Genomic DNA, 23,637 nt, shown 5'->3' on the forward strand with positions numbered 1-23,637 from the left:
AACAGCTTTGAATTTAACAATACCGCAACATCTGGAAAAACATAATCCCAAAAGGTCTAGACTAAAAGCATTAGATAAGACGTCCGTTTTAAAATAAAAATAACTAAGACGACTTATATGCTTAAAGCCAATACTTTTTGATGATTATCAATATGGATGGAGCCTATGAAATATGTATTTATATGCCTTATTTGCTTGTTCTCGACCAACAGCCTAGCAAAAATCGAGAGTATCTATTTATCTTCAGGGTTACAAAAGTCATCGTTAACTTTAAATGGCGCAGAAATTGATTTAGAAGATAGCTTGTTCATTAAAGCAGGTTATCCGTTCATGTTGGCCCCAAATTATTTTCTAATTCTTGAATTTGAATATAATAAAATAGGTAGCTTTGAACGAAATGTTTCTGACGGCCTTAATTATGAACGAACCAACGTCGATGTAAGCTCTTATGGCATCAACTTAAAATACCTTTCTTATCTTTTTGATTCTGATTTTTACTTAGCAAGCCTATTAAGTGCAAATAAGTACTCTCTGGATCTCATGATTGACTCTTTATCTCAAGAAACCACGAATGGCACAACACTCCAAACTACCATCAAAGGTGCAAAAGAATTCGATGAGTTCGGTTTATCTTATGGTGTAGAAATTGGTTACTCACTGCCATATTCGATGAATATAGCAGCAAGTTACACGATGGGACGTATGGTTGCAGATGGTATTGCAGTGGACTTCATTTCGAGTCAATTAATACTGAGTTATCTATTTTAATTACTTGCTGGGCTATTTTTATCAACCCTCAACTCTTTATCCTCAAGTAACGATTGTTTGAGTAATGCTGAATACAACGGTTGACCGCCTAAAGCTTGCGCAATAAAGGTCGCCCCTAGGCACGTCACTAATAATGGTAAAATTAGTTGATAATTATTTGTCATTTCAACAACGAGTATTATCCCCGTTACCGGAGCTCGAACTGTGGCAGCAAACAGTGCCCCCATACCTGCAATCGCGTAAACTCCGGGTTCTGAAACCCATTCAGGAAACCAAGCCGCCATCACGATGCCATAAGACAAACCTAATAAGGTACCTAGAGTTAGCATTGGGGCAAAAATCCCCCCCGGAGCACCAGATGCAAAACAAGCGACGGTAACAATAATTCTCAGAACAAAAAATCCAACCATTACCATCCACATCATTGGACTATGAAACATTTCGGTAATGATCTCCATCCCACTGCCTGACAGTTTAGGAACCACCAATTGTAAAAAAGCAAAAGTACCACCAAACATCGCACCAACAAGCACTAATCGTGATAATTTATTTTGATGATATTCTTTAACTCGACTTGTCCCTTTCAAAATCCACTTATTAAAGTTAACCCCAATCACCCCAAATAAAATACCCAAAACAGCAAATAAGATAAGAGATCGTAATGGAGGGACATCAAAGTGAGGTATATCCAAGAACGCGGCTTGTCCATGCAAAGAACGCATAACAATAGTGGCGACTGCTGTCGCTAATGTAACGCATTTAATCGACGTAATACTGTAGCGAAACTGCGGACGCATTTCTTCGACAACAAATAGGATACCAGCAAGAGGTGCATTAAATGCCGCAGCCAACCCAGCCGCCGCACCTGCTGCGGTTAAAATATGAGTTGTGTGACTAAAACGCTTACCTTTACTGGCAATCATTCGTCCAACGGCACCACCAATTTGAATAGATGGCCCTTCTCGACCCAGTACCATCCCGGATCCAATCGTTAATGTGCCAGCAATAAACTTAATCGGTAATACTCTATGCCACCGGATTTCATGCGTACCATCAAGTGCCCCTTCAATATGGGGAATACCACTGCCCGCCACTTCTGGTGCAAATTTAAACGTTAACCAAAAACCAACCGCAGCCATAGCCGCCCCGGCTAAAACAGCCGCAACCGGAGCAATATATTCAGCGTAAGGAAGCGTATGAACAAACGTTAAACGCTGCTCTGTTATCCAACGAATAGACTCTTCGAATAATGCAACTACAGAGCCGGTGATCCCCCCAACGAGTGCCGATAAAAAAAGCAATGAAAAATATTCAGTTTGAGTTGTTAAGAATTTCGGTGTGGTACGGTGTTTTAACAGACCGCCTTGAAAAAAGCGGAAATTGGGTGATTTAGGCATTTATTTGGTCAACTTAGCGCTAAACGGCATTTTTATTTGAACAGAGAACACGTGGAACTAAAGAGGTATAATGTAATAAGAAGTATACGCTTTGAGAAAAGATAGACCCTAGCCATTTGTTAAAACTTAGATTGATTAAATGATTAAGATCTCTTTTTTAACAAAAATATTGAATTTAACCAGATACAAACTGTCCCCCTATCAAAGAGTCATCTCTCACAGAATAAATTCAACTTGAAATCAAATACTTAGATAAAATTAAAACATGATAATCTATTTTTTATCTTGTGTTTTATTCTACACAACTATTGACTTTATAAACACACAAATAATTAACAATAAGAATACGCTATCAATAAGAGCACTATTATTAACAATTTATAGCAATAAAAAGCCCGCTTAGTGTTTCCACTAAACGGGCTATAAACGATATCAACCTCATTCTCTATTATTTAATAGAGACGACTGCCATCTGGTCGAGAACGCAATAAATTAAGCACCCACATATATTGCTCAGGATGCCCTTCAAGTAATTGTTCAATCGCAATATTCATTGACCGAGCGTCTGTTTCTTCATCACCTGCTGGGAAATCGGCAATCGCAGGTAAGGTAATAATTTCAAATTGACCCGTTTCTGCATTATATGATGGCAACATTGGAACCACTTTCGCTTTAGACAAACGCGCCAATTTACCAAAGCCTTTAAGCGTTGCTTTTTGCGTACCGAAAAAAGGAACAAAAACACTGTTTTGTGGCCCATGATCTTCATCTGGAAGGTAATACGCTAAGTACCCTTCTTTAATCGCTTTAATCAATGGTTTTATTCCAGCGCTACGTGCGTAAATCTTCCCGCCATATTGCATACGCTGAACATGCATTAACCAATCAGTGATTGGGTTTTTCTGTGGTTTCATCATCGTAGTCACATGGTAGCCACGCGATGCAAGTAAAATAGCAGGGAAATCGATAGCCCAAGCATGAGGGGCTAAAATAATAATATTCTCTTTTTGTTCAAGTAAAGGAAATAAATTTTCTCCACCAACAAAAATACCACGCGCTTCATTATGCTTACGACTACGAACAAGCAGCTCAGAAAGACCAAGCATAACTTGAGCTCCCGTAATGTATGTTTTTTCTAACAATTCTTGTTTTTCTTGCTCAGATTTTTCAGGAAAACACGTCGCAATATTCAACTTCGCTCGTTTAATACCGCTGCTTGGTTTCTTTAAAACTAATTTAACGATTTTAGCGGCAAGTTTATCGCGCAATCGAAAAGGAACAAACGCTAAAATAATACCAAAACCAACAGCTAACCACGTAGGCCAATATCTAGGATGAAGGAATGCCCATTGAAAAGTTGGGTTATATACATTTTTATCGATTTTTTCGCTCATGAATCGCTTCACTTATTCTTTATTATGAACTGATTATGATATAACAAAGCATTACTGATAGAAACCAAGGAAATGGAATGGCTTTTCAATTACATCCACGTTTACAGCAAGATTGCGTCCTTTTAGGGGATCTTCCACTATGCCAAGTTTTATTAATAAAAGAAGACATTGGTCCTTGGCTTATTTTAGTTCCTCGTATAAATGATCTAAAAGAAATTCATCACATGACTCCAGAACAACAAGGTCAGTTTATTCAAGAGTCGAGCGCTGTCGCACAACTTTTAGAAGATAATTTTTCTCCAGACAAAATTAACCTAGGCGCATTAGGTAATTTAGTTCCTCAATTGCATATTCACCATATTGCTCGTTTTACGACTGATGTTGCATGGCCTGGGCCTGTATGGGGGAATACAACGGGAACCATTAGAGAGCAATCATCTCAAACTAAGTTAGTGGATTTACTTAGAGATAAATTAATTTCTTTAGGTACATTTAAGCGCTAATGTAAAGAAAAGACCTAGCCAATCATTAATGCATTAACTAGGTCTTCAATTATTTATTATTTACCATTCGAGTGACATTCAACTCATCTCTTGGCATTAACTCAAAGTGATGCTGACGGGTTTCATGACAAATTTGTTTCGCTTGATACATTTTATTATCCGCAGCAATAATCAATTTATCCATGCTCAATTTAGCCCCCGGATACAGCGATGCCCCGCCAATACTTAACGTAACAGGATGCTCTGAGCTTTTATCAAACAATTCAATTAAACGTAAACATAAATTCTTTGCTTCTTCGATTTTAGTGTTCGGTAACACGATACAAAATTCATCGCCGCCATAACGGGATACAAAATCCATCTTTCGTATAATTTGCGTTGCCGATTGAGCAAAACCAACTAAGACGTCATCCCCCGCTTTATGTCCATGAGTATCATTCACTTCTTTAAAGAAATTGATATCAATATAAAGTAAAGTCAGGTGTTGTTGGCAACGCTCTGTAATATTGAAACTTTTCTCAAGTAATTCATAAAATGCACGTTGATTATATAATCCAGTCAATGCATCTTTCATCGATAAGTCCGTCAGCTCTGCCGTGCGTTTTGCCACCACGTTTTCTAAATTATGAGCGTACAATTCAAGCTGTTGATTTGCAGATTCAACTTCAATTTGCAAACTGGCAATATAAGTATCAAACACCAGCTGATTATCAAAATAGAATAACTTTCTTAATGATAGTGTGATGTCTTGAGAGGATTGATTATAAAGGTGGGCTTGTTCTGCAATAACTTCTTCAATCAGTAACTGAAGTTGATTAATACCAGAAAGGTAAAGCTTTGGACTGACACCAATACGATGGTGAATTTTACCAATTCTTAACCGTTTATCGACATACGCTTGGTCATACAGGCCACTGAATAACTCTAACGTGTACTTAGCCATACTAACATGCAGACGAGATAACGTTTCTTTATCTCCGATCACTAAAGAAATTTCAGGCAATTGCGTTTGAGCCACATAAAATCGAGCAACAATAGCATCGACAAAAGGTTCTACCCATTTTAAACAATGCTTTAGCGTATCCGCATCTTCATCGATAAAATTAAGCAGTACCTTTCGTCGTTCAATTTCGTGGTCATTGATGCGCATCTGTTCAGACAACGTCTGTTGTAGTTGCTGCATTTATATCTCCAACGTATAAAATAAATAAAATTTAATTATGTAAATTATACGTTATTGATATAAATGTTTGTGTAGGGTACGTAAGATTAACCTTAAAAAATTAAGGTTAATTGCGTAAAAGATCCCATAAATCAGCAACAATGATTCTGTCTGCTGGAGATAACTCAGATTTTGCGGCTTCTAAACTGTCATTAATATGCTGTTTTAATACATCAAGATCACTAACGCCCTGCTCTTCACATTTCGCTACTGACAGGGAAATATGCCCACGTAAATACCCACCAGCAAATAACTCATCATCTGATGCAGTTTCAATACGAGCATCAATTAATTCAAGCAGTTTTTCTTCAAATTCAATGATCATTTCTTTCCTATTGGACAATAAATTGTTCTTTAGTTAATGGGGCGGTTTGGTAAAAGTCACGTAACGCAGTAGATAACATCTCAACTCGCGGTGGTAAACCGTCATCTAAAACAGACATCACTTCATTATGCACTTTAGCCATGAATGCTAAACGATCTGGTTCAAAATCGCCATTTAAGTTGTCACAACTGACATTAAATTTTAACCCTGCACTCAATGATAAAATCCACTCATAAGCTTGAGGACGAATTTCTACTTTTTCAAATTCAGCTTGTACTTTTTCAGTACGCCCATCAGGCTCATACCAATAGCCAAAATCTTCAAGTAAACGTCGTTCAGGGCCTGCAACACACCAATGAGCAATCTCATGCATACCAGAGGCATAAAACCCTCTTGCAAAGATAATACGATGAGAATCATGTTCCTCATCTGCTGGCAAATAAATAGGTTCATCCCCCCCCAATTCTAACTTGGTATTAAATGAATCTAAAAAGGTGGCGTTAAACACTGCAATCAAATCTTGGTATTGGTGAGACATAAAACAGACTTAGCAATAATAAATAGACGAGTATTTTACTCTATCAATCCCAAAAGAGACACGTAGATGAATAATTTTTATCTTCTCTTTAAAAATTATTCATTATCTGTTCAAAATACCAACTGCTATTCTCCGCTTTCTTTACTAACCTAACTATATTAGTGATACATACGGGAGCCTTTCTCTTGATGGAGAACACCATATTTAACCTAGAACACTTACTTGACCTAGGCCCATTTTCTTGGACGGCACTCATTGCCTGTGCTTTTAATGGTTTTCTTATCGGTACTGAACGCCAAACAAGAGGAAAGCCTGTAGGCATTAGAACCTCTATTTTAATCATTTCAGGAACTTATTTTTTCCTTGCGATGGCGATGTCCCTCTCAGAAAACTCACTTGATCACGCCAGAGTATTAGGTCAAATAATTACAGGCATTGGATTTCTTGGTGCAGGTGTCATGATGACATTGGATGGAAAGATACACGGCGTAACCTCTGCGGCAATCATTTGGGTGCTCGCGGCATTAGGAATGATGATTGCTCTAGGCTACATTCAACAGTCCATCATAATTACGCTGCTTGCTCTCTTTGTACTATTGGGTATTGATAAACTTGAAAATACATTTAAAAGTCTTCGTAGAGGCGTACATCAAAAGATACTGAATATAAGAACCCATAGACCTAAAGATCATTAATACCTATATTTGGATTAAAAAAACTAATCTGAAAACCATCAGAATAGTTTTTTTCATTCGTCATGAGAGCTTAAATTTCATAAAATCCTTTTCTTATTATTTCGCCTACATGGCACGCTATGGTATTAGAAAATGTTATTAACAATTCTTTATATTATTGGAATAACCGCTGAAGCAATGACAGGTGCATTGGCAGCGGGTAAGAAAAAGATGGATTGGTTCGGAGTAATGTTAGTAGCGAGCGCAACCGCAATTGGTGGTGGAACGATTCGTGACATTTTACTTGGTCATTACCCTGTCGGTTGGGTTAAAAACCCACACTTTCTAGTCATTACTTGTATTGCAGGTGTACTCACTACGTGGGTCGGTCCATGGGTAGCGAAAAATCATCGTTTCTTTGTATTGCTTGATGCCATTGGATTAATTGTATTTAGTATCATCGGCTCTCAAGTGGCTTTAGATATGGGCTTACATCCCCTTATTTGTGTGGTTGCTGCGATTGTCACTGGTGTATTTGGTGGGTTATTACGTGATTTATTTTGCCGCCAAATGCCAATGGTCTTACACAAAGAATTATATGCTTCAATCTCTCTGCTATCGTCAGTGTTATACATTGGACTATTACGATTTGACGTAAGTGAACTAATTGCGACAATCGTCACTCTGACTGTCGGTTTCTCTGCGCGCATGGCCGCCGTAAAATTTGGTTGGTGCTTACCTGTATTCCATTTGGATATCGCAGAAGATCAGCAAGAAACAATTGAAAAAAATTAAATGTTAAAGACACTAAATTTTAGGCAAAAGTAAGCACAACTTAACACCAAGAAATTTAGACCCTATTGAGAAAAAAAAAGCCAGATTGAAATGGTATTCAATTTGGCTTTTTTATTTATCTCTATTTTATAATGCAGAATATCTTCCTGCTTTTACTCGTCTGTACCGTTGAGTTCTTAGGCTCTTCTTTAAATTTTTGGAGTTTCAGTTTGTACGCCAAAATTTTGACCACGATGACGAACTAAATGATCCATAACCACAATGGCAAGCATTGCTTCAGCAATCGGTACCGCGCGAATGCCAACACATGGATCATGACGACCCTTAGTAATTAGCTCTGTTTTTTCACCACGACGAGTAATTGTTTCACCCGGAACCGTAATGCTTGAGGTTGGTTTTAATGCAATATGAGCAATAATATCTTGCCCAGATGAAATACCACCCAAAACACCGCCGGCATGATTTGAACTGAAGCCTTCAGGCGTTAATGGATCACGGTGTTCAGAACCACGTTGCTGAACAACCTCAAAACCATCACCAATCTCAACCCCTTTAACAGCGTTAATACCCATAAGTGCATGTGCAATATCAGCATCTAAACGATCAAACACTGGCTCACCTAAACCGACAGGCACACTTTTAGCCACAACCGTGATCTTAGCGCCAATGGAGTCACCTTCTTTTTTCAACTTACGGATAAGCTCATCAAAGGCATCAACTTTACTTGCATCTGGACAGAAAAAGGCATTATTTTCAATTTCATTCCAATCAACGGATTCAATAGCAACATCACCCATTTGTGATAAGTAAGCTCTGATCTCAATACCAAATTCTTGTTGTAGATATTTCTTTGCTACTGCACCCGCAGCCACACGCATTGCGGTTTCACGAGCAGAAGAACGACCACCACCTCGGTAATCACGTTCTCCATACTTTTGGTAATAGGTGTAATCGGCATGTCCCGGACGGAACTTATCTTTAATCTCAGAATAATCTTTAGATCGTTGGTCGGTATTTTCAATCAATAAACCAATCGACGTACCCGTTGTTCTGCCCTCAAAAACACCAGATAAAATCTTAACTTCATCAGCTTCACGGCGTTGAGTTGTGTATTTTGATGTGCCAGGTTTACGACGATCTAAGTCAATCTGTAAGTCAGCTTCTGTCAGCGCTAATCCCGGAGGACAGCCATCCACAATACAGCCTAAAGCTAAACCGTGACTTTCACCAAACGTCGTTACTCGAAAATGTTGTCCTATAGAATTTCCAGCCATTACTTCCTCTGTAAATTTTGTATATAAATCGTTATAAAACCATATTCGCTTGAATCAGAGTAAGAGTAAACCCCCTATGTGGTGCGTTTCTCTGTTTATCGGAATAAAAAATAAATAAAATAAAAATAGAACCACAATTATTAATACAAAGAGTAAAGATTCAGCGGACACTGTCGATATATCTATCAATAACAAGCATGAGGCTAGCGTTAACCTTGGCTTGATTATTGCTTATATTATCAATAAGAAAACTATGTGGTAAGAAATTCATTATGAAATTATTTCGTTTAGTTCTAAAAGTATTAAGTCGTGATCAATCTGCTCAAAAACAACAAAACCTACGTAATCGCTTAGATTTCGCGATGTCTCAGACTAAAGAGCTATAAAAAAAGCCCGATGAAAACATCAGGCTTTAAGTATCAACGTATTTTAAGACAATAATAATTGTCTAATTTTTAATCTCGGTATAATGAGAACTCATCAGCACAGTCAAGAAGTTGTTGTTTAGTTAACATGAATACACCATGTCCACCGTCAGCAAATTCGATCCACGTGAATGGAATATCTGGGTATTGCTCCATCATGTGTACCATTGAATTACCCACTTCACAGATCAAGAAACCTTCATCTGTCAGATAATCAGGTGCATTTGCTAAAATACGACGAACTAACTTCAATCCATCCGTACCCGCAGCCAAACCTAATTCAGGCTCATGCTCAAACTCTTCAGGTAAACTGTTCATGTCTTCTTCATCCACATACGGTGGGTTAGAAACAATGAAGTTATACTGATCTTTTGGAATATCACGCAATAAATCAGAACGCATAGGGAACACTTGTTGTTCCATACCATGGTCTTGAATATTTTGTTCCGCAACCATTAATGCATCTGTAGAGATATCAATCGCATCGACTTCTGCTTCAGGGAAAGCATGAGCACACGCAATAGCAATACAGCCACTGCCAGTACACAAATCCATAATTCGTGTTGGAGTTTCAGTTAACCATGGTTCAAATTGTGCTTCAATTAACTCAGCAATTGGAGATCGAGGCACAAGAACGCGTTCATCAACAAAAAACTCTAATCCACAAAACCATGCTTTATTTGTTAAATAAGCCGTTGGAATACGTTCATTGATACGACGAACAACACGCTCAACAATACGTAAACGCTCACTCGTAGTAAGACGAGATTCACGTACATGCGCAGGCACATCGATAGGCAGATATAATGTTGGAAGTACAAGCTGAACCGCTTCATCCCACGCATTATCTGTTCCGTGACCATAAAAAAGGCCCGCAGCGTTAAAACGGCTTACCGTCCAACGTAACATATCTTGTAACGTATGAAGCTCAGAAACTGCCTCTTCTACAAAAATCTTATCCAAAATTGCCCCCAAAACAAGTACAATACTGCTGTTAATTATTGGAATCTAAAAATGAGTAAAAACGACCACCTATCAGATGACGAACTTTCTCTGTTCCGTGAAGCAGTACAAGGCTCTAAAAAGTTGCGACAGGATACCATAATCCATCAACCGAGTAAGAACTTTAGCGAACAACAAAAGCAAAGAAAATCATTAAAAGAAGGGAAAAATGAAGAGTTTTTCTTTTCTGACGAATTTGTACCACTTCTTAATGAAGACGGCCCAGTTCGTTACGCGCGTGATGGCGTATCAAAGTATGAAGTAAAGCGTCTACGACGTGGGGTTTATGTCCCTGATGTATTTTTAGATATGCATGGCATGAAGCAAGATGAAGCCAAACGAGAGTTAGGCTCAATGATTGCGTATTGCTTAAAAGAAAATATATCTTGTGCCAGTGTCATGCACGGTATCGGCAAGCACATTTTGAAACAAAAAGTCCCTTTATGGCTAGCCCAACACCCAGACGTAATGGCATTCCATCAAGCACCTTTAGAATTTGGTGGCGCAGGCGCCATTTTAGTTTTACTTTCGATCCCAGACCGATAATATAATTTGAGGGAATAACGTACCCTCAAATTATCTCTCTTTATTTATGGCTGCTGTAACCACAATAAATCGCTTTTTCCTGTCTGATGAGAAAACTCAACACATGAAATAGCCGATGTAGGAAACATTGGCGGCATAATCCCCGGAACAAAATCAGCCGTTAAATACCCAACTAACGGTAAATGAGACACAATTAATACATTATTAACCGCTTCAACGCTGCCTAATGCTTTCACGTACTCTACAACATCATCAGAATCACCATAAGGTGTTATCTCATCTGATATTTCTACCTTAGCCCCTACTACATTCAATATTGGCTTAATCACTTGCCATGTTTGTTGTGCTCGAACATAAGGGCTGACTAATACATAATCAAAAGCAACTTGATGTGTTTTCATTAACCAGTTGGCAATTACAGCTGATTGGCTTTCACCGTGCGATGTTAAATTACGCTCTTCATCAGAGGCTGCATACGCTTCAGCTTCACCATGACGCATTATGAATACTTTCATTGAATCATTCTCAAATCATTACTAACCTCACAATAGTAGCAAGCAATTGAAAAAAGAGGAAAGAGAGAGTTTGCTACTCTGTGGTATCAGCGCCATAATTAAGTAATAAATATAATAATTAAGACGGTTTACGTCTTAAAACAGGAGATACCTGTGCATATCAGCCCTAATGATCAAAAGAAATATCGACTTATTGAGCTCGATAACAAACTTTCCGTTCTATTAATTCAAGATGACAGTGCCCCTCGTTCTTCTGCTGCCCTCTCTGTGAATGTTGGTCATTTTGATGATCCTGAACATCGCCCAGGTCTTGCTCATTTTTTAGAGCACATGCTGTTTCTTGGAACAGAAAAATACCCAAAAGTCGGTGAGTTTCATTCGTTTATAAACCAACACGGTGGATCTAATAATGCGTGGACTGGCACAGAAAACACCACGTTTTTCTTTGAAACATCACACACCGCTTTTGAAGAAGGTCTAGACCGTTTTAGTCAATTCTTTTACGCCTCTCTTTTTAATGCAGAAGCCGTAGATAAAGAAAGACTCGCTGTTGATTCTGAATATAAATTAAAATTAAAAGACGATGTTCGTCGTATCTATCAAGTCCATAAAGAAACCATTAATCAAGCGCATCCTTTTTCTAAATTCTCAGTGGGTAGCATTGATACGCTTGCTGATACTGAAACATCAACAATCCGCGATGAAATGCTTGAGTTTTACCAACAATATTACTCTGCCGATCTCATGACCGCAGTCGTATTAGGTAATCGCCCTCTTTGCGAGTTGGAATTATTAGCCACGCAATCTTTCGCGTCGATCCCTAATCAAAATTTACGTCCAAAGACCGTCGCGGTTCCATATGTCACCCCAAAAGAGCAATCGTGCTGGATAAATATCGAACCTCTAAAAGAAGTTCGAAAACTGAGCTTGGCGTTTCATTTACCAAATCAAGATCCAATGTACAAAACAAAACCATTAAATTACCTCGGTCATTTATTGGGTTATGAAGGTGATGGCAGCCTCATGCTCCACCTAAAGAAATTGGGCTACATTAATTCATTAACGGCCGGCGGCGGTGTCAGTGGGAGTAATTTTAGAGAATTTACTCTGTCCTATAACCTCACAGAGAAAGGGGTTGAACATACCGACGAAATTATCAAAACCACATTTCAATACATTGAATTAATTAGGCAACAAGGACTTGATGAATGGCGTTACACAGAGAAAAAAGCAGTCTCTGAATCGGCTTTTCAATTTCAAGAAAAAAGCAAACCATTGGATCTTGTCAGCCACTTAGTCATGAACCTTCAACGCTATAATCCAGAAGACGCGATGTATGCTGATTACATGATGAACGGTTATCATGAACATCAAATTACCGAATTGCTTGATCTTCTAACACCTTCGCAAATGCGAGTGACTTTAGTTGCACAAGGATTAACGTATGATCGTCAAGATAAGTGGTATCAAACCCCTTACTCTGTAACACCATTAACGGATCTGCAATTGGCCTCATGGAGTGAGCTTGAACTTCATACCGATCTCTGTCTACCAGAGAAAAACCCTTATATCTGTTATGACTTAGAGCCTAAAAAAATTGCAGAACACAAAGAAAACCCAACACTCATAGACGATCTTCCTGGCTTTCGTTTATGGCATAAACAAGAAGAAGAATTTCGAGTTCCTAAAGGCGTTGTTTATATCGCGATAGACAGCCCTCACTCGATTTCAGATCCTAGAAAAATAGTAAAGACACGTTTATGTGTTGAAATGCTGATGGACGCATTGAGTGAGCAAACATATCAAGCAGAAATCGCAGGAATGGGATACAACCTGTATTGCCATCAAGGTGGAGTAACGCTCACATTATCAGGCTTTAGTCAAAAACAGCTCTTATTACTCGATTTAATTTTAAAACGTTTTGCCACGAGAGAATTCAGTGCAGAACGATTTGATATCATCAAAAACCAATTAATTCGTCATTGGAGTAACGCATCAAAAGAGCGTCCGATATCTCAACTTTTCAATGCGTTAAGTGGTATTTTGCAACCAAACAATCCACCTTACCCTGTATTATTAGAAGCATTAGAAAGCATTGAAGTCGATGAACTGCCTAACTTTGTTCAAGCGATGCTCGCCGAACTTCATGTCGAAATGTTTGTTTATGGTGATTGGACAGAAAAAGAAGCGCAAGAGTTGGGGGATTCATTAAAAGACGCATTAAGAATGCAGAACCAAAGCTACGGTGAATCCTTCCGTCCTTTAGTCATGCTCGGTGGCTCTGGTACTTTTCAGCGCGAATTATTCTGTGACCATTCCGATTCTGCACTGTTAGTTTATTACCAATCGGTAAAAAAAGATCCTCGCAGTTTTGCTATTTATACACTTGCAAACCATTTAATGTCAGCGTCTTTCTTCCATGAAATCCGTACAAAGCAACAATTAGGTTATATGGTTGGTACTGGTAATTTACCTCTAAATAAATACCCAGGGTTGATTCTGTATGTTCAATCACCAATGGCTCCTCCTGCTTTATTACTCGATGCCATTGATGAGTTTTTGAATGCGCTTTATATGGTGCTATTAGAACTGAATGAAGCTCAATGGAACAGCAGTAAACAAGGGTTAATCGATCAAATCGCCGATCCTGACACCAATTTACGTGGTCGAGCACAGCGATTCTGGACATGCATTGGTAATAAAGATCTTAGTTTTGATCATAAAGAGCGAGTAACAGAAGAATTAGAAAGTGTGACTCGAACTGAAATGCTTCGCTTTGTCGTCGGTATACTAAAACCAAGAACGGCGAATCGATTAATCATGCACAGCCAAGGTACTGAACATCAACACTATGATCGTCTCGATGAAGGATTAGAAATTGATTCAATTGATGATTTCCAACTTAGAGCAAAAGACATCACATTAGGGTAAATCTTCATCTCTAAAAACAAAAAGGGCTGCATAATGCAGCCTTTTTTATTTTAATTACTCAGAAAACCCATTGAATGAATGACATTTAATGTCTATTTCGATGGCATAAATCTATCGCCATATTTTTCTGCGTATTTAGCCATGAGTTTTTGCAGTTTTTCTTCCCCTAGACTGTCCATATACCTAAATGGACCACCTAAGAAAGGAGGAAATCCGATACCAAAGATAGCACCAATATCGCCATCTCGTTTTGAACTGATAATCCCTTCCTCTAAACAACACTGTGCTTCTGCAAGCATTGGAAGCACGCAACGCATTGCAATTTCTTCCTTACTTAATTTCGCACTCGGTTTTATCGCAAGCAAGGTATACACCTCTTGATCGGGCTCCTTCTTCTTTCCTTTATAAACATAAAAACCACGCTTTGTTTTTTTACCTAAGCGCTTATCATCAATTAATGTTTGGAAAACATCAGGACTTCTAAATCTATCGCCTAATTCGGCTTCTAATATCGGCATTATCTTCGCACCAATATCCACACCAACCTCATCAAGTAAAGAGATTGGCCCAACAGGGAATCCAAAATCAAGTAACGCTTCGTCGATAACGTCCATTGGTTCACCCGCTAGCAATAAGCGAGCAGCTTCGTTCATATAAGGCGCTAAAATTCGATTAACATAAAAGCCTGCACAATCTTTTACCACGATTGGCGTTTTACCTTGTTGTTTCGCTAATGATACGACTGTAGAAATGGTCTCATCACTCGTCGTTGCATGAGGAATCACTTCTACCAAAGGCATTTTTTCTACTGGACTAAAATAATGTAAGCCCACAATATTCTCTGGTTTATCGGCTCCTTCCGCAATTTGGCCTATCGGAAGTGAAGACGTATTTGTAGCAAAAATTACATCTTCTCGACCTTGTTCTTGCACCGCTTTGACCATTTCTTTCTTTAGAGAAAGCTCTTCAAATACGGCTTCAACCACAATATCTAACTGCGTAAACTTAGAAAAATCCGTCACACCCGTTAACTGCAACATCTGTTGCTGTAGTTCTGCTTTTGAAATAATACGACGCTTTCTTAATTTATCCAGTCTCTGATACTGGTATTGGTAAGCATTAAGCAACCCATCATTGTTAATGTCTTTTATCGTGACGTGTTTATTCGCTTTATTAATAGAAACATGAGCAATACCCGCGCCCATTAATCCACCACCTAGCACGCCAACTTTAGTGATTTTTTTGGGCTCAGCTCCACTGCCTTTTTCTTTTTTCATTTCAGTCATGGCAAAGAAAAGTGAGCGTAATGCCGCTGATTCTGGTGTCATGGCTAGTTGACCAAACAACTCCGCTTCACGTTGGAGTCCTTTTTTAATGCCTTTCTCTAATCCTGTATTAATACTCTCTAAAATGGCATCAATTGCTGGGTAATTTCCTCGAGCTTTTTTCTGTGCTTGCTTTACGGCTTGAGAGAAAATAAGGTTACGCCCAAGTGGATTTCTCGACATTCCCCATTCTTTGAAATCAATTTTCTTTTTCGCTTTCTTTTTAAGCGCAAATTCTGCGGCAATGCGTGACAGAATAGTCAGTGGTACTGATGCATTCACAACGCCTAATTTAAGCGCTTTTTTAGGACGTAACTGCTTACCCGTTAAAATAATATCCAAGCTTGGTAGTAACCCAATTAAACGAGGTAAGCGCTGAGTTCCTCCTGAACCGGGCAGTAAACCTAATTGAACTTCAGGCAGCCCTAATTTCGTTTTATTGGCATCACTGCATACTCGATAATCACACGCTAGGGCTAATTCTAAACCGCCCCCTAAACAAGGACCGTGAATCGCGGCAACCGTTGTAAAAGGCAGGTTTTCAATACGTTGAAATAATTGCTGACCTTTCTCTGCGAGATCTTTTGCATCAGTTTCATTTTGACAACCCGCAATCATACTAATATCCGCACCAGCAATAAAATTATCCGGTTTACCTGATTGAATAATTAATCCTTTAATTTCTTTTTTCTGGGCTTCCATCTCATCAAGCACTTGAGATACTTGTTCCGCGAAAGCCGCTTGTAACGTATTCATTTTTTCATTGGGGACGTCTATCGTCAGCCAAGCCAAATTATCGGCATCTTTATGCCACACAAAGGCACTGTTGGTTTCTTTATTACTTTCTGCCTTTTGATTTATGTTTTCTACTGTCATTTATTCAACCTCCAACACCATTGCAGCACCTAGACCACCAGCAGCACACGCTGTATTTAACCCAAAACCACCACCTCTACGCTTTAATTCTCGCAACGTTTGAATGATCATTCGCGCTCCAGTTGCAGCAAAAGGGTGGCCATAAGCCAACGAACCGCCAAGGACATTGAATTTATCCATATCGATCTCCCCAATGGCTTTATCTCTGCCAAGACACTCTTTAGCAAACTTGGTTGAGGAAAACATTTTCACGTTCGATAATGTTTGCGCAGCAAAGGCTTCATGCATGTCAATTAAAGTAAGATCAGATAATGAAATGCCTGCTTTATCTAATGCGATTGGGGTTGCGTAAGAAGGACCCATTAACATATCGTGATGTACGTCCATTGCACTAAACGCAAATGAACGAATATAGCCAAGCGGTTCATAACCTAATTCTTTTGCTCGCTTTTCACTCATCAATAAAATTGCGGCTCCACCATCGGTTAATGGTGTACTGTTTGCTGCCGTTACTGAACCGTATTTTCTATCAAACGCGGGACGTAATTTTGCGTAACTGGCCAGATCAGAGTTATAGCGAATATTGTTGTCTTGATCGATCCACTCTTTATAGGGATCAGGGAATGCCGTCATCACTTCGTCTTGAATTAACCCATCTTGCCATGCTTTTGCTGCCAAAGAATGAGAGCGGTGAGCCAATGCATCTTGTTCTTCTCGGGTAATACCGTGACTTTTTGCCATTTGTTCTGCGGTTTGCCCCATCGAGATCCCCGTTGAATATTCAGCAACGGCAGGAGGTACAGGAGCAATGTCTTTTAACGATAACGTTCGTAATAAAGACAGTTTTTGCCCTACCGTCTTAGTTTTACTTAATGCTAATAAGGTTGAAGCCAATTTTTTTGACACACCGATTGGCAGGACTGACGAAGAATCTGCCCCGCCTGCAATTCCGATATCAATCGATCCTGCCATGATACTTTCAACGACATTGGCTGTTGTTTGAAAGCTGGTCGCACAGGCACGCGTAACACTATACGCATCCGTCCCCACATTCATTCCTGTGCCAAGAACGATTTCACGAGCAATATTCGGGGCTTCTGGCATTTGAACAACCTGACCAAACACAACTTGATCAATCAATTTAGGATCGATCTCTGTTTTATCCATCAAAGCTTTTACTGCCAATTTACCCAGATCAACCGCAGGCGTTGAACTAAAGGCGGTAGATTGCTTAGCAAAAGGAGTACGGATCCCAGAAACCACAGCAATACGGTCACCTTGTCGTGTCGTTAATGGCTGATAATGTCTTGATAATGATGAGCTTGAACGTTGTGAGTTTGACATCGCGTCTCCTTGCGAAAATATCAAATGAGTGGTCAGACCTCAAATTGTAACTAACTTGTTAATTTTGAAAAGTAGATTATAGTAGAAATGTGATATAGGGGAATATTCTGCTGAATAAATAAAGAGTGGCAATATTTAGATAAAAAAAAACCACATCAATCGATGTGGTCAGAATAAAAAACAATTAACGTGTAGCCAATTGTAAAATCAGTTTCACCTGATAAGGAGAAAGTAAAGTCAGCCTTCAAAAGGAAATGTTATCTTGCTCAACGGGTTGATTACTCAACCAGATAACGAGGATTACTATAACGTGAATTTCAATTCATTTATTGAAATAGATCAATTTTATGTTCTTTTACTACGATTTGATTTGATGAATAAATCAATAGCAAAACAATCACCATGGTCATATGTTTAACTAAAACATCACATTCTGCTTATAAATCGCTGAAAAAACAATAAATAACATGAATAAATCGAGTTAACCAAACACTTTTAGAGCCTTAGCTCTAAATTTTCGTTCCTGTCGTTTAATTTCATTAAAAATCAAAAGGTTAACAACACCTTAAAATCAATAAAAACCGACCTTTTATAGAGTTAAAACTCTAGTTTATGTATTTCATGTGCTTTTTATCAACAAATCACGACGAGATCACGAATTTTAACGTTTTTTTGGTAGTGGTCGGATTTGTCGTCTATGCTCTGATCGTTATTATCTCGGCAACGAGATCTAAGTCTCAACTAAAAAACTCTTTTCAGTTTTGACAATTGAAAGGAAATAACAATATATGGAATATAATAATTATGAATAAGAAGCGTCTGTTTTCAAAAACACTTCTAGCAGCGACTATCACTCTTGCAACACAACAGGCTACCGCTGCTGGTTTCCAACTAAACGCTCAATCAGCAACAGGTCTAGGCCGTGCATTTGCTGGTGATGCTGTAATCGCTGATAACGCATCAGTAATGTCACGTAACGCCGCTGCAATGGCTCTTTTTGATTCATCACAGTTCTCAACTGGTGTTAACTACATCAAAACAGATATTGATGTGACTGGTATCGAACATACTTCAGCATTTGGCGGCGGTGCTCAACCTATTGATGATGCAAGTAATGGCAGCGGTACCGCCGTCCCTAATATTTATTATATTCATCGTATTAACGATCAATGGGCTTTAGGTGCTGGCATATATTCCAATTTTGGTACTACTAATAATTTTGATGATAGTTTTGGTGGTAGTAGCCCAGCGGTACCAACAGCAAAACGATACGGTGGCACAACTGAAGTTAAAAGCATTAACTACGCACTTACTGCATCATACCGTATAAATGAACAATTCAGCGTTGGTGCTGGTCTAGATATTGTCCAAGGTACTGGTAAATTAATTCGTGAAACAGGTGCAACTCAAAACCCTATGGTTCCAAAAACAGCTTTAGATGTTGAAGCTGATGGTATTGGTTTTGGTTGGAACTTAGGCGCGGTTTATGAATTAGATGAACGTAACCGTTTTGGTTTCTCATACCACTACAGCCCAGAAATTGAAGCAGAAGGTGATATGGAGTATTTAGGTCAAGATATCAGTGACCAAAAATTACTAATGCCTCTTCCAAGCATGGCTGAATTCTCTGGTTACCACGAAATTAAAGACACTAAATTTGCTGTCCATTACTCTATACAATGGATCGATTGGAGTGATTTTGATCAGCTAAATACTTCAGGTGGCACAACGCTAAATGAATATAATTGGCAAGATGGTATGCACTACGCAATTGGTGGTACTTACTTCTTAAACGATGCGTGGACATTGCGTGCCGGCTACATGTACGACACTTCAGCTCAAGATGAAAAAACCTCAATTTCTGTACCTGATTCAGACCGCCAATGGTTCTCTGCTGGCTTCAGCTACAATTTTGAGAAAAAACACACGGTTGATTTTGGCTTCACTTACCTGTTAGGCGAAGATGTTGATGTAAATGAGACGGATGCTTTTGGTTCTCTAACTGCAACTACACACGCAGATGCAATTCTTGCTGGTGTTCAGTACAGCTACAGCTTCTAAGACTCATTCTTGAAAGTGTAAATCCAAAAGGTCAGCACACGCTGGCCTTTTTTGATCTTGAAGAAACAGTTTTAAGAACGCTTCGCTTCAAGGTACTAGGGGCGGGAAAGAGCAAGCAAACAACCCCCTCTAACTCCCCCCTTCTATTTACTTTATCGATTTCAAAAGATCATAGATAAAGGGGGAGAACAGTATTGTGATCGCGGTGGTTACAACAAATGATAGGCAGTCCCCTCCCCTTAATAAGGGGAGGGTTAGGGAGGGGTTACTGCGATACAGGTAGAATAAAATATCAATTTGACTTGATTTAACGCTGTGAGTTCTTTATCCCCTCCCAACCCCCCCTTAGTCAGGACGAGGAGCTTAAAGCCAAAAGCGATCATCTCTGAAATCGGAAAGCGCAGCGATCTGCTCTTCCTAGTCCCTAAAAACTAGTCCTCATTCACTAAAATTTCAGCGTACACGCGTACCCCAAAACAACAATTCAAACCTACACCTGTACGCTCAATTAACACATCAGACCAGATAAATACAGAAAATTCATCTGAAATGGAAACTTTTTACAGAAAAATCCCCTTAAAATGTGAAAAATACCATTTTTTATTTGAAGTTTTTACTCTAACTCGTATTATCCACGTCTAATTATCACCAACAAATTCAGCGAACATTTGAATTTGCTCATGGAAACAAGAATGAACAATAATAAAAACCGTCTTTCTATCGCAGTGGCTCTTGGCCTTTTAGGTTCAGTAGCAAGCTCACACACTATGGCTGCCGGCTTCCAACTTGCTGAATATTCAGCAACAGGTTTAGGCCGCGCATACGCAGGTGAAGCCGCTATCGCAGATGGCGCTGATGCACAATGGCGTAACGTAGCGATGCTAACTTACTTAGAAGGCACTCAAGTTTCTGTTGGCGGTATTTACGTAAACCCAAATATTGACGTTGAAGGTGTTTCTACTCAAAGATCTGGAACCACATCAACTAAATCAGAAGATTTTGCTCACGATGCTTTTATCCCTAACTTATACGTTTCTCATCGAGTAAATGAACAAGTAGCGATTGGTTTTGCGGTTGGCACTAACTACGGTATGGAAACAGACTTAGGTTCTGATTTTTCAGCAACTAACTTTGGTAACGAAGCAAGCGTCATTACTAAAGAAATTAACGTAAATATGGCTTACAAAATTAACCAACAATTCAGTGTTGGTGGCGGTGTTCGTTATGTTATTGCTGAAGGCAGTTTTGGTGCAACAATTCCAAATCAAAGTCCGACTCATATCCCAACACCAATTGGAAATATACCGTTACCACCAGCAGGAACAACGCTGAAATACATGGAAGGCACTGATGAAGCGTGGGGATGGCAAGTTGGTACTGCATGGCAAATCAATGATGCTAACCGTATTGGCTTTAGCTACAAATCAGAAGTAAAACTTGATTTAGCTGGCCATGCAAAAGGGGCGGCTTTCAATCCGAAAAACCCAACACAACACTTTGCTGGTTCAATGGCTTTAGATTTACCAGCAACAGCCGAGTTAGCAAGTTATCACCAATTAACAGATAAAGTCGCTATTCATGCGAGCTTTAACTGGACAGATTGGAGCAGCTTTGAAAAATTAGAAGCTAATATCCCCACATTAGGTGGCAAAGACCTAATCAAAGAAGAGAATTGGGAAGATAACTACCGTTTAGCCTTTGGTGGTACTTATCAATTAAACCAAAAAGTAACTCTACGATCTGGTGTTGCTTATGACACATCGGCAGTAAGTGATGAAGACCGCACCGCGACAATTCCTGAAACTGACCGTTTATGGCTGAGTACTGGTGTAGGCTACGCGTGGTCTAACAATTTAACTCTAGATGCTGGCTTTACTTACATCTTCGCAAAAGATGCAAAAATGTCTGAAGGTCAGGGAGATGAAGCAGCTCTATTCGGTGGTACTTTTGAAGGCGAAACCACAGGTAACGTATGGTTAGTGGGTGTTCAAGCGAACTACCGCTTCTAATTAATTACATTACTCTATAGGCCTCTTTTTATGAGGCCTTTTTCTTATCTAATGAGGGGTTAATTCTAATCATTGTATCGTGCAATTTTTCTTTCATTGATCTCATTACCTCGCCCTTATACTTGTCCCATAATTCATTAACGCTACAATTACCCTTAGTCTTTTATTCAAACATTCAGGTGTGATTAATCATGTCGATTTTTATGACTCTTAAAAAGCAGCCTATTTTTCTCGTATTAACCAATATTTATTTCGTCGTTTTATTGTTCTCAGCAATTGAGCCTTCATCACGAGCCGTTTGGTTTGCGGAAATCTTACCAGCCCTACTCATTTTAATGGGAATTTATTACGTATCCCTTCGATTTACGTTCAGTAAAACCGCCTATGCCTTAATGTTTATCTGGCTTATTCTTCATACTATCGGCGCTAAATATACGTTTTCTGATGTTCCCTTTGATTGGTTTAATCAATTGATCGGTTCTGACCGTAATAACTTTGATCGGGTCGCTCATTTCTCTATTGGTTTTTACGCTTACCCGATTGCAGAATATTTGATTAAAACAAAAAAATGTTCTGCTCCACTTGCCATGTTATTCGGTTTATTTGCATTAATGAGTGTTGCTGCAGGCTATGAAATTATTGAATGGTGGTACGCGGCAGTTGCAGGAGGAGAAGAAGGCATCGCTTTCTTAGGATCACAAGGCGATATCTGGGATGCTCAAAAGGACATGTTATGTGACACTTCAGGATCACTCGTCGCTTTATTATTGATGATGGTTCAACGTAAAAATAATAACTAGAGTTCAGAGTTCAGAGTTCAGAGTTCAGGCAGTATTTGCTCTGAACTCTGAATAGATCAATTACTCATCAATTTCGTCTAAGAAATCATCTAAGTCTTCTTCTGAATTACTATCACTTTCTGGTTCTATTTCAGCTTTAAAATCTTGTCTTTGTAAATAAACATCTCGGGTTAATACGTAGGGATCGGGGGATGCTTCTAACATTGGCTCTTGAGATATTAAACCAACTCGTGACTCCATGCCTTCTAATCCCCATTTACCTAAACCTTGCCAAAAGTTTAAATACGATAACGGCATGTATAAGCCATCAACAAAATCCCCGGCTTCACGCAATGTCCATGGACCATAACCAGGTAACATAAAGTAAGGCCCGTTACCGACACCATAATAACCTAATGCATCCCCAAAAGAACGACTGTCTGGTTTTTGAATCTCAGCGGCACTGGCAATATCAATAAGTCCAACAAGACCTAGTGTTGTGTTCAACCAAAATCGATTGAAATTCACCATTGCTTGCTCACCATTCCCCATAATTAAATTATTTACCATGCTTGAGGGTTCATCTAAGTTCGCTAAGAAATTTGCGATCCCGATTCGAATTGGGCTTGGCGTATAATCAACATAGGCAATAGATACCGGACGAACTAAGTAAGGGTCTAAAATATTATAGTTAAGATCCCACATAACTCGGTTAAACCCTTCAATTGGGTCACCATCATGCGAGTCATCGTATTCAACTTCGACAGCTTCATTGGTTTCTATTTCAGGATCACTCGACTCAGGTGTTTGAGAACACCCCGTGATCACAAAAAGTAGTACCCAAGGAAAACATATTTTTTTATACACAACACACCTTTAACCTACTGAGACTAACTGAACGAGTAACTTGCTCGGCTGTACTCTTTATTTATTA

20 protein-coding genes are annotated in these 23,637 nt (G+C 39.0%); 9 read left to right on the plus strand and 11 right to left on the minus strand.

The features are described 5' to 3' along the window. The first annotated feature begins 165 nt into the window (after positions 1-165). On the plus strand, positions 166-768 hold the full coding sequence (locus tag A6E04_RS08780; RefSeq protein ID WP_065610919.1) for an outer membrane beta-barrel protein: 603 nt from the start codon (positions 166-168) through the stop codon (positions 766-768). Here A6E04_RS08780 and clcA read toward each other — a convergent pair. Together clcA and lpxM are read right to left on the minus strand one after the other, a co-directional pair. Further along, positions 765-2,165 (minus strand): H(+)/Cl(-) exchange transporter ClcA, encoded by a 1,401-nt coding sequence (gene clcA, locus A6E04_RS08785; RefSeq protein ID WP_017022151.1) that lies wholly within the window; start codon positions 2,163-2,165, stop codon positions 765-767. The genes A6E04_RS08780 and clcA overlap by 4 nt on opposite strands. 452 nt (positions 2,166-2,617) lie before the next feature. Further along, entirely contained in the window at positions 2,618-3,559 is a 942-nt protein-coding gene (gene lpxM, locus A6E04_RS08790) for a lauroyl-Kdo(2)-lipid IV(A) myristoyltransferase (protein ID WP_012550696.1), read from the minus strand. Positions 3,560-3,636: 77 nt separating this feature from the next. Here lpxM and A6E04_RS08795 point away from each other — a divergent pair, with 77 nt between their 5' ends. Beyond that, on the plus strand, positions 3,637-4,062 hold the full coding sequence (locus A6E04_RS08795) for an HIT domain-containing protein (protein ID WP_012550695.1): 426 nt from the start codon (positions 3,637-3,639) through the stop codon (positions 4,060-4,062). A 49-nt stretch (positions 4,063-4,111) separates the two neighbouring features. Here A6E04_RS08795 and A6E04_RS08800 read toward each other — a convergent pair whose 3' ends face one another. From A6E04_RS08800 to A6E04_RS08810, 3 genes are all read right to left on the minus strand, one after another. After that, positions 4,112-5,245 carry a GGDEF domain-containing protein gene (locus tag A6E04_RS08800; RefSeq protein WP_023603865.1) on the minus strand — a complete coding sequence of 378 codons (1,134 nt, stop codon included), beginning with the start codon at positions 5,243-5,245 and terminating at the stop codon, positions 4,112-4,114. Between the two features lie 106 nt (positions 5,246-5,351). Then, entirely contained in the window at positions 5,352-5,609 is a 258-nt protein-coding gene (locus tag A6E04_RS08805; protein ID WP_012550693.1) for a YfcL family protein, read from the minus strand. 7 nt (positions 5,610-5,616) lie between these two features. Continuing rightward, the gene (locus A6E04_RS08810; protein WP_065610921.1) at positions 5,617-6,147 is read right to left on the minus strand and encodes an elongation factor P hydroxylase; all 531 of its coding nucleotides are present in this window, start codon (positions 6,145-6,147) and stop codon (positions 5,617-5,619) included. A 188-nt stretch (positions 6,148-6,335) separates the two neighbouring features. Between A6E04_RS08810 and A6E04_RS08815 the strand changes: the two genes are divergently transcribed. Both A6E04_RS08815 and A6E04_RS08820 read left to right on the plus strand, forming a co-directional pair. Then, positions 6,336-6,842 (plus strand): MgtC/SapB family protein, encoded by a 507-nt coding sequence (locus A6E04_RS08815; protein ID WP_012550691.1) that lies wholly within the window; start codon positions 6,336-6,338, stop codon positions 6,840-6,842. Positions 6,843-6,974: 132 nt separating this feature from the next. After that, complete coding sequence (locus A6E04_RS08820; RefSeq protein WP_012550690.1) at positions 6,975-7,616, plus strand: trimeric intracellular cation channel family protein; 642 nt, start codon at positions 6,975-6,977, stop codon at positions 7,614-7,616. Positions 7,617-7,804: 188 nt separating this feature from the next. Here the strand turns inward: A6E04_RS08820 and aroC are convergent, their stop codons facing one another. Further along, the gene (aroC, locus tag A6E04_RS08825; RefSeq protein WP_012550689.1) at positions 7,805-8,890 is read right to left on the minus strand and encodes a chorismate synthase; all 1,086 of its coding nucleotides are present in this window, start codon (positions 8,888-8,890) and stop codon (positions 7,805-7,807) included. Positions 8,891-9,345: 455 nt separating this feature from the next. Further along, a complete protein-coding gene (gene prmB / locus A6E04_RS08830; RefSeq protein ID WP_023603867.1) occupies positions 9,346-10,278 on the minus strand; it encodes a 50S ribosomal protein L3 N(5)-glutamine methyltransferase in 933 nt (310 codons plus the stop codon). 51 nt (positions 10,279-10,329) lie between these two features. Here prmB and smrB point away from each other — a divergent pair, with 51 nt between their 5' ends. Then, positions 10,330-10,863, plus strand: coding sequence for an endonuclease SmrB (smrB, locus tag A6E04_RS08835; protein WP_012550687.1), 534 nt, complete (start codon positions 10,330-10,332; stop codon positions 10,861-10,863). A gap of 44 nt (positions 10,864-10,907) precedes the next feature. On the opposite strand, the gene sixA is transcribed toward smrB, so the two are convergent. After that, on the minus strand, positions 10,908-11,378 hold the full coding sequence (gene sixA / locus A6E04_RS08840; protein WP_017023427.1) for a phosphohistidine phosphatase SixA: 471 nt from the start codon (positions 11,376-11,378) through the stop codon (positions 10,908-10,910). A 153-nt stretch (positions 11,379-11,531) separates the two neighbouring features. Between sixA and A6E04_RS08845 the strand changes: the two genes are divergently transcribed. Next, the gene (locus A6E04_RS08845) at positions 11,532-14,309 is read left to right on the plus strand and encodes an insulinase family protein (protein WP_065610923.1); all 2,778 of its coding nucleotides are present in this window, start codon (positions 11,532-11,534) and stop codon (positions 14,307-14,309) included. 92 nt (positions 14,310-14,401) lie between these two features. On the opposite strand, the gene fadJ is transcribed toward A6E04_RS08845, so the two are convergent. After that, positions 14,402-16,510: a fatty acid oxidation complex subunit alpha FadJ gene (gene fadJ, locus A6E04_RS08850; RefSeq protein ID WP_065610924.1), complete on the minus strand. Its 2,109-nt coding sequence runs from the start codon at positions 16,508-16,510 to the stop codon at positions 14,402-14,404. Continuing rightward, positions 16,511-17,854, minus strand: a complete 1,344-nt coding sequence (fadI, locus tag A6E04_RS08855; protein WP_012550771.1) for an acetyl-CoA C-acyltransferase FadI — start codon at positions 17,852-17,854, stop codon at positions 16,511-16,513. An 804-nt stretch (positions 17,855-18,658) separates the two neighbouring features. Between fadI and A6E04_RS08860 the strand changes: the two genes are divergently transcribed. The 3 genes from A6E04_RS08860 to A6E04_RS08870 all read left to right on the plus strand — a co-directional run bounded on the left by A6E04_RS08860 (position 18,659) and on the right by A6E04_RS08870 (position 22,724). Beyond that, positions 18,659-19,915 carry an outer membrane protein transport protein gene (locus A6E04_RS08860; protein WP_065610926.1) on the plus strand — a complete coding sequence of 419 codons (1,257 nt, stop codon included), beginning with the start codon at positions 18,659-18,661 and terminating at the stop codon, positions 19,913-19,915. Positions 19,916-20,607: 692 nt separating this feature from the next. After that, positions 20,608-21,924, plus strand: coding sequence for an outer membrane protein transport protein (locus A6E04_RS08865; protein WP_065610928.1), 1,317 nt, complete (start codon positions 20,608-20,610; stop codon positions 21,922-21,924). Positions 21,925-22,115: 191 nt separating this feature from the next. Next, positions 22,116-22,724 (plus strand): DUF2238 domain-containing protein, encoded by a 609-nt coding sequence (locus A6E04_RS08870; RefSeq protein WP_065610930.1) that lies wholly within the window; start codon positions 22,116-22,118, stop codon positions 22,722-22,724. A 60-nt stretch (positions 22,725-22,784) separates the two neighbouring features. Here A6E04_RS08870 and A6E04_RS08875 read toward each other — a convergent pair whose 3' ends face one another. Next, positions 22,785-23,570, minus strand: coding sequence for an MlaA family lipoprotein (locus A6E04_RS08875; RefSeq protein ID WP_017023434.1), 786 nt, complete (start codon positions 23,568-23,570; stop codon positions 22,785-22,787). Positions 23,571-23,637: the final 67 nt, after the last annotated feature.

Origin of the sequence: Aliivibrio logei, assembly GCF_001691055.1 — a bacterium.
GTDB classification, from domain to species: Bacteria; Pseudomonadota; Gammaproteobacteria; order Enterobacterales; family Vibrionaceae; genus Aliivibrio; species Aliivibrio salmonicida.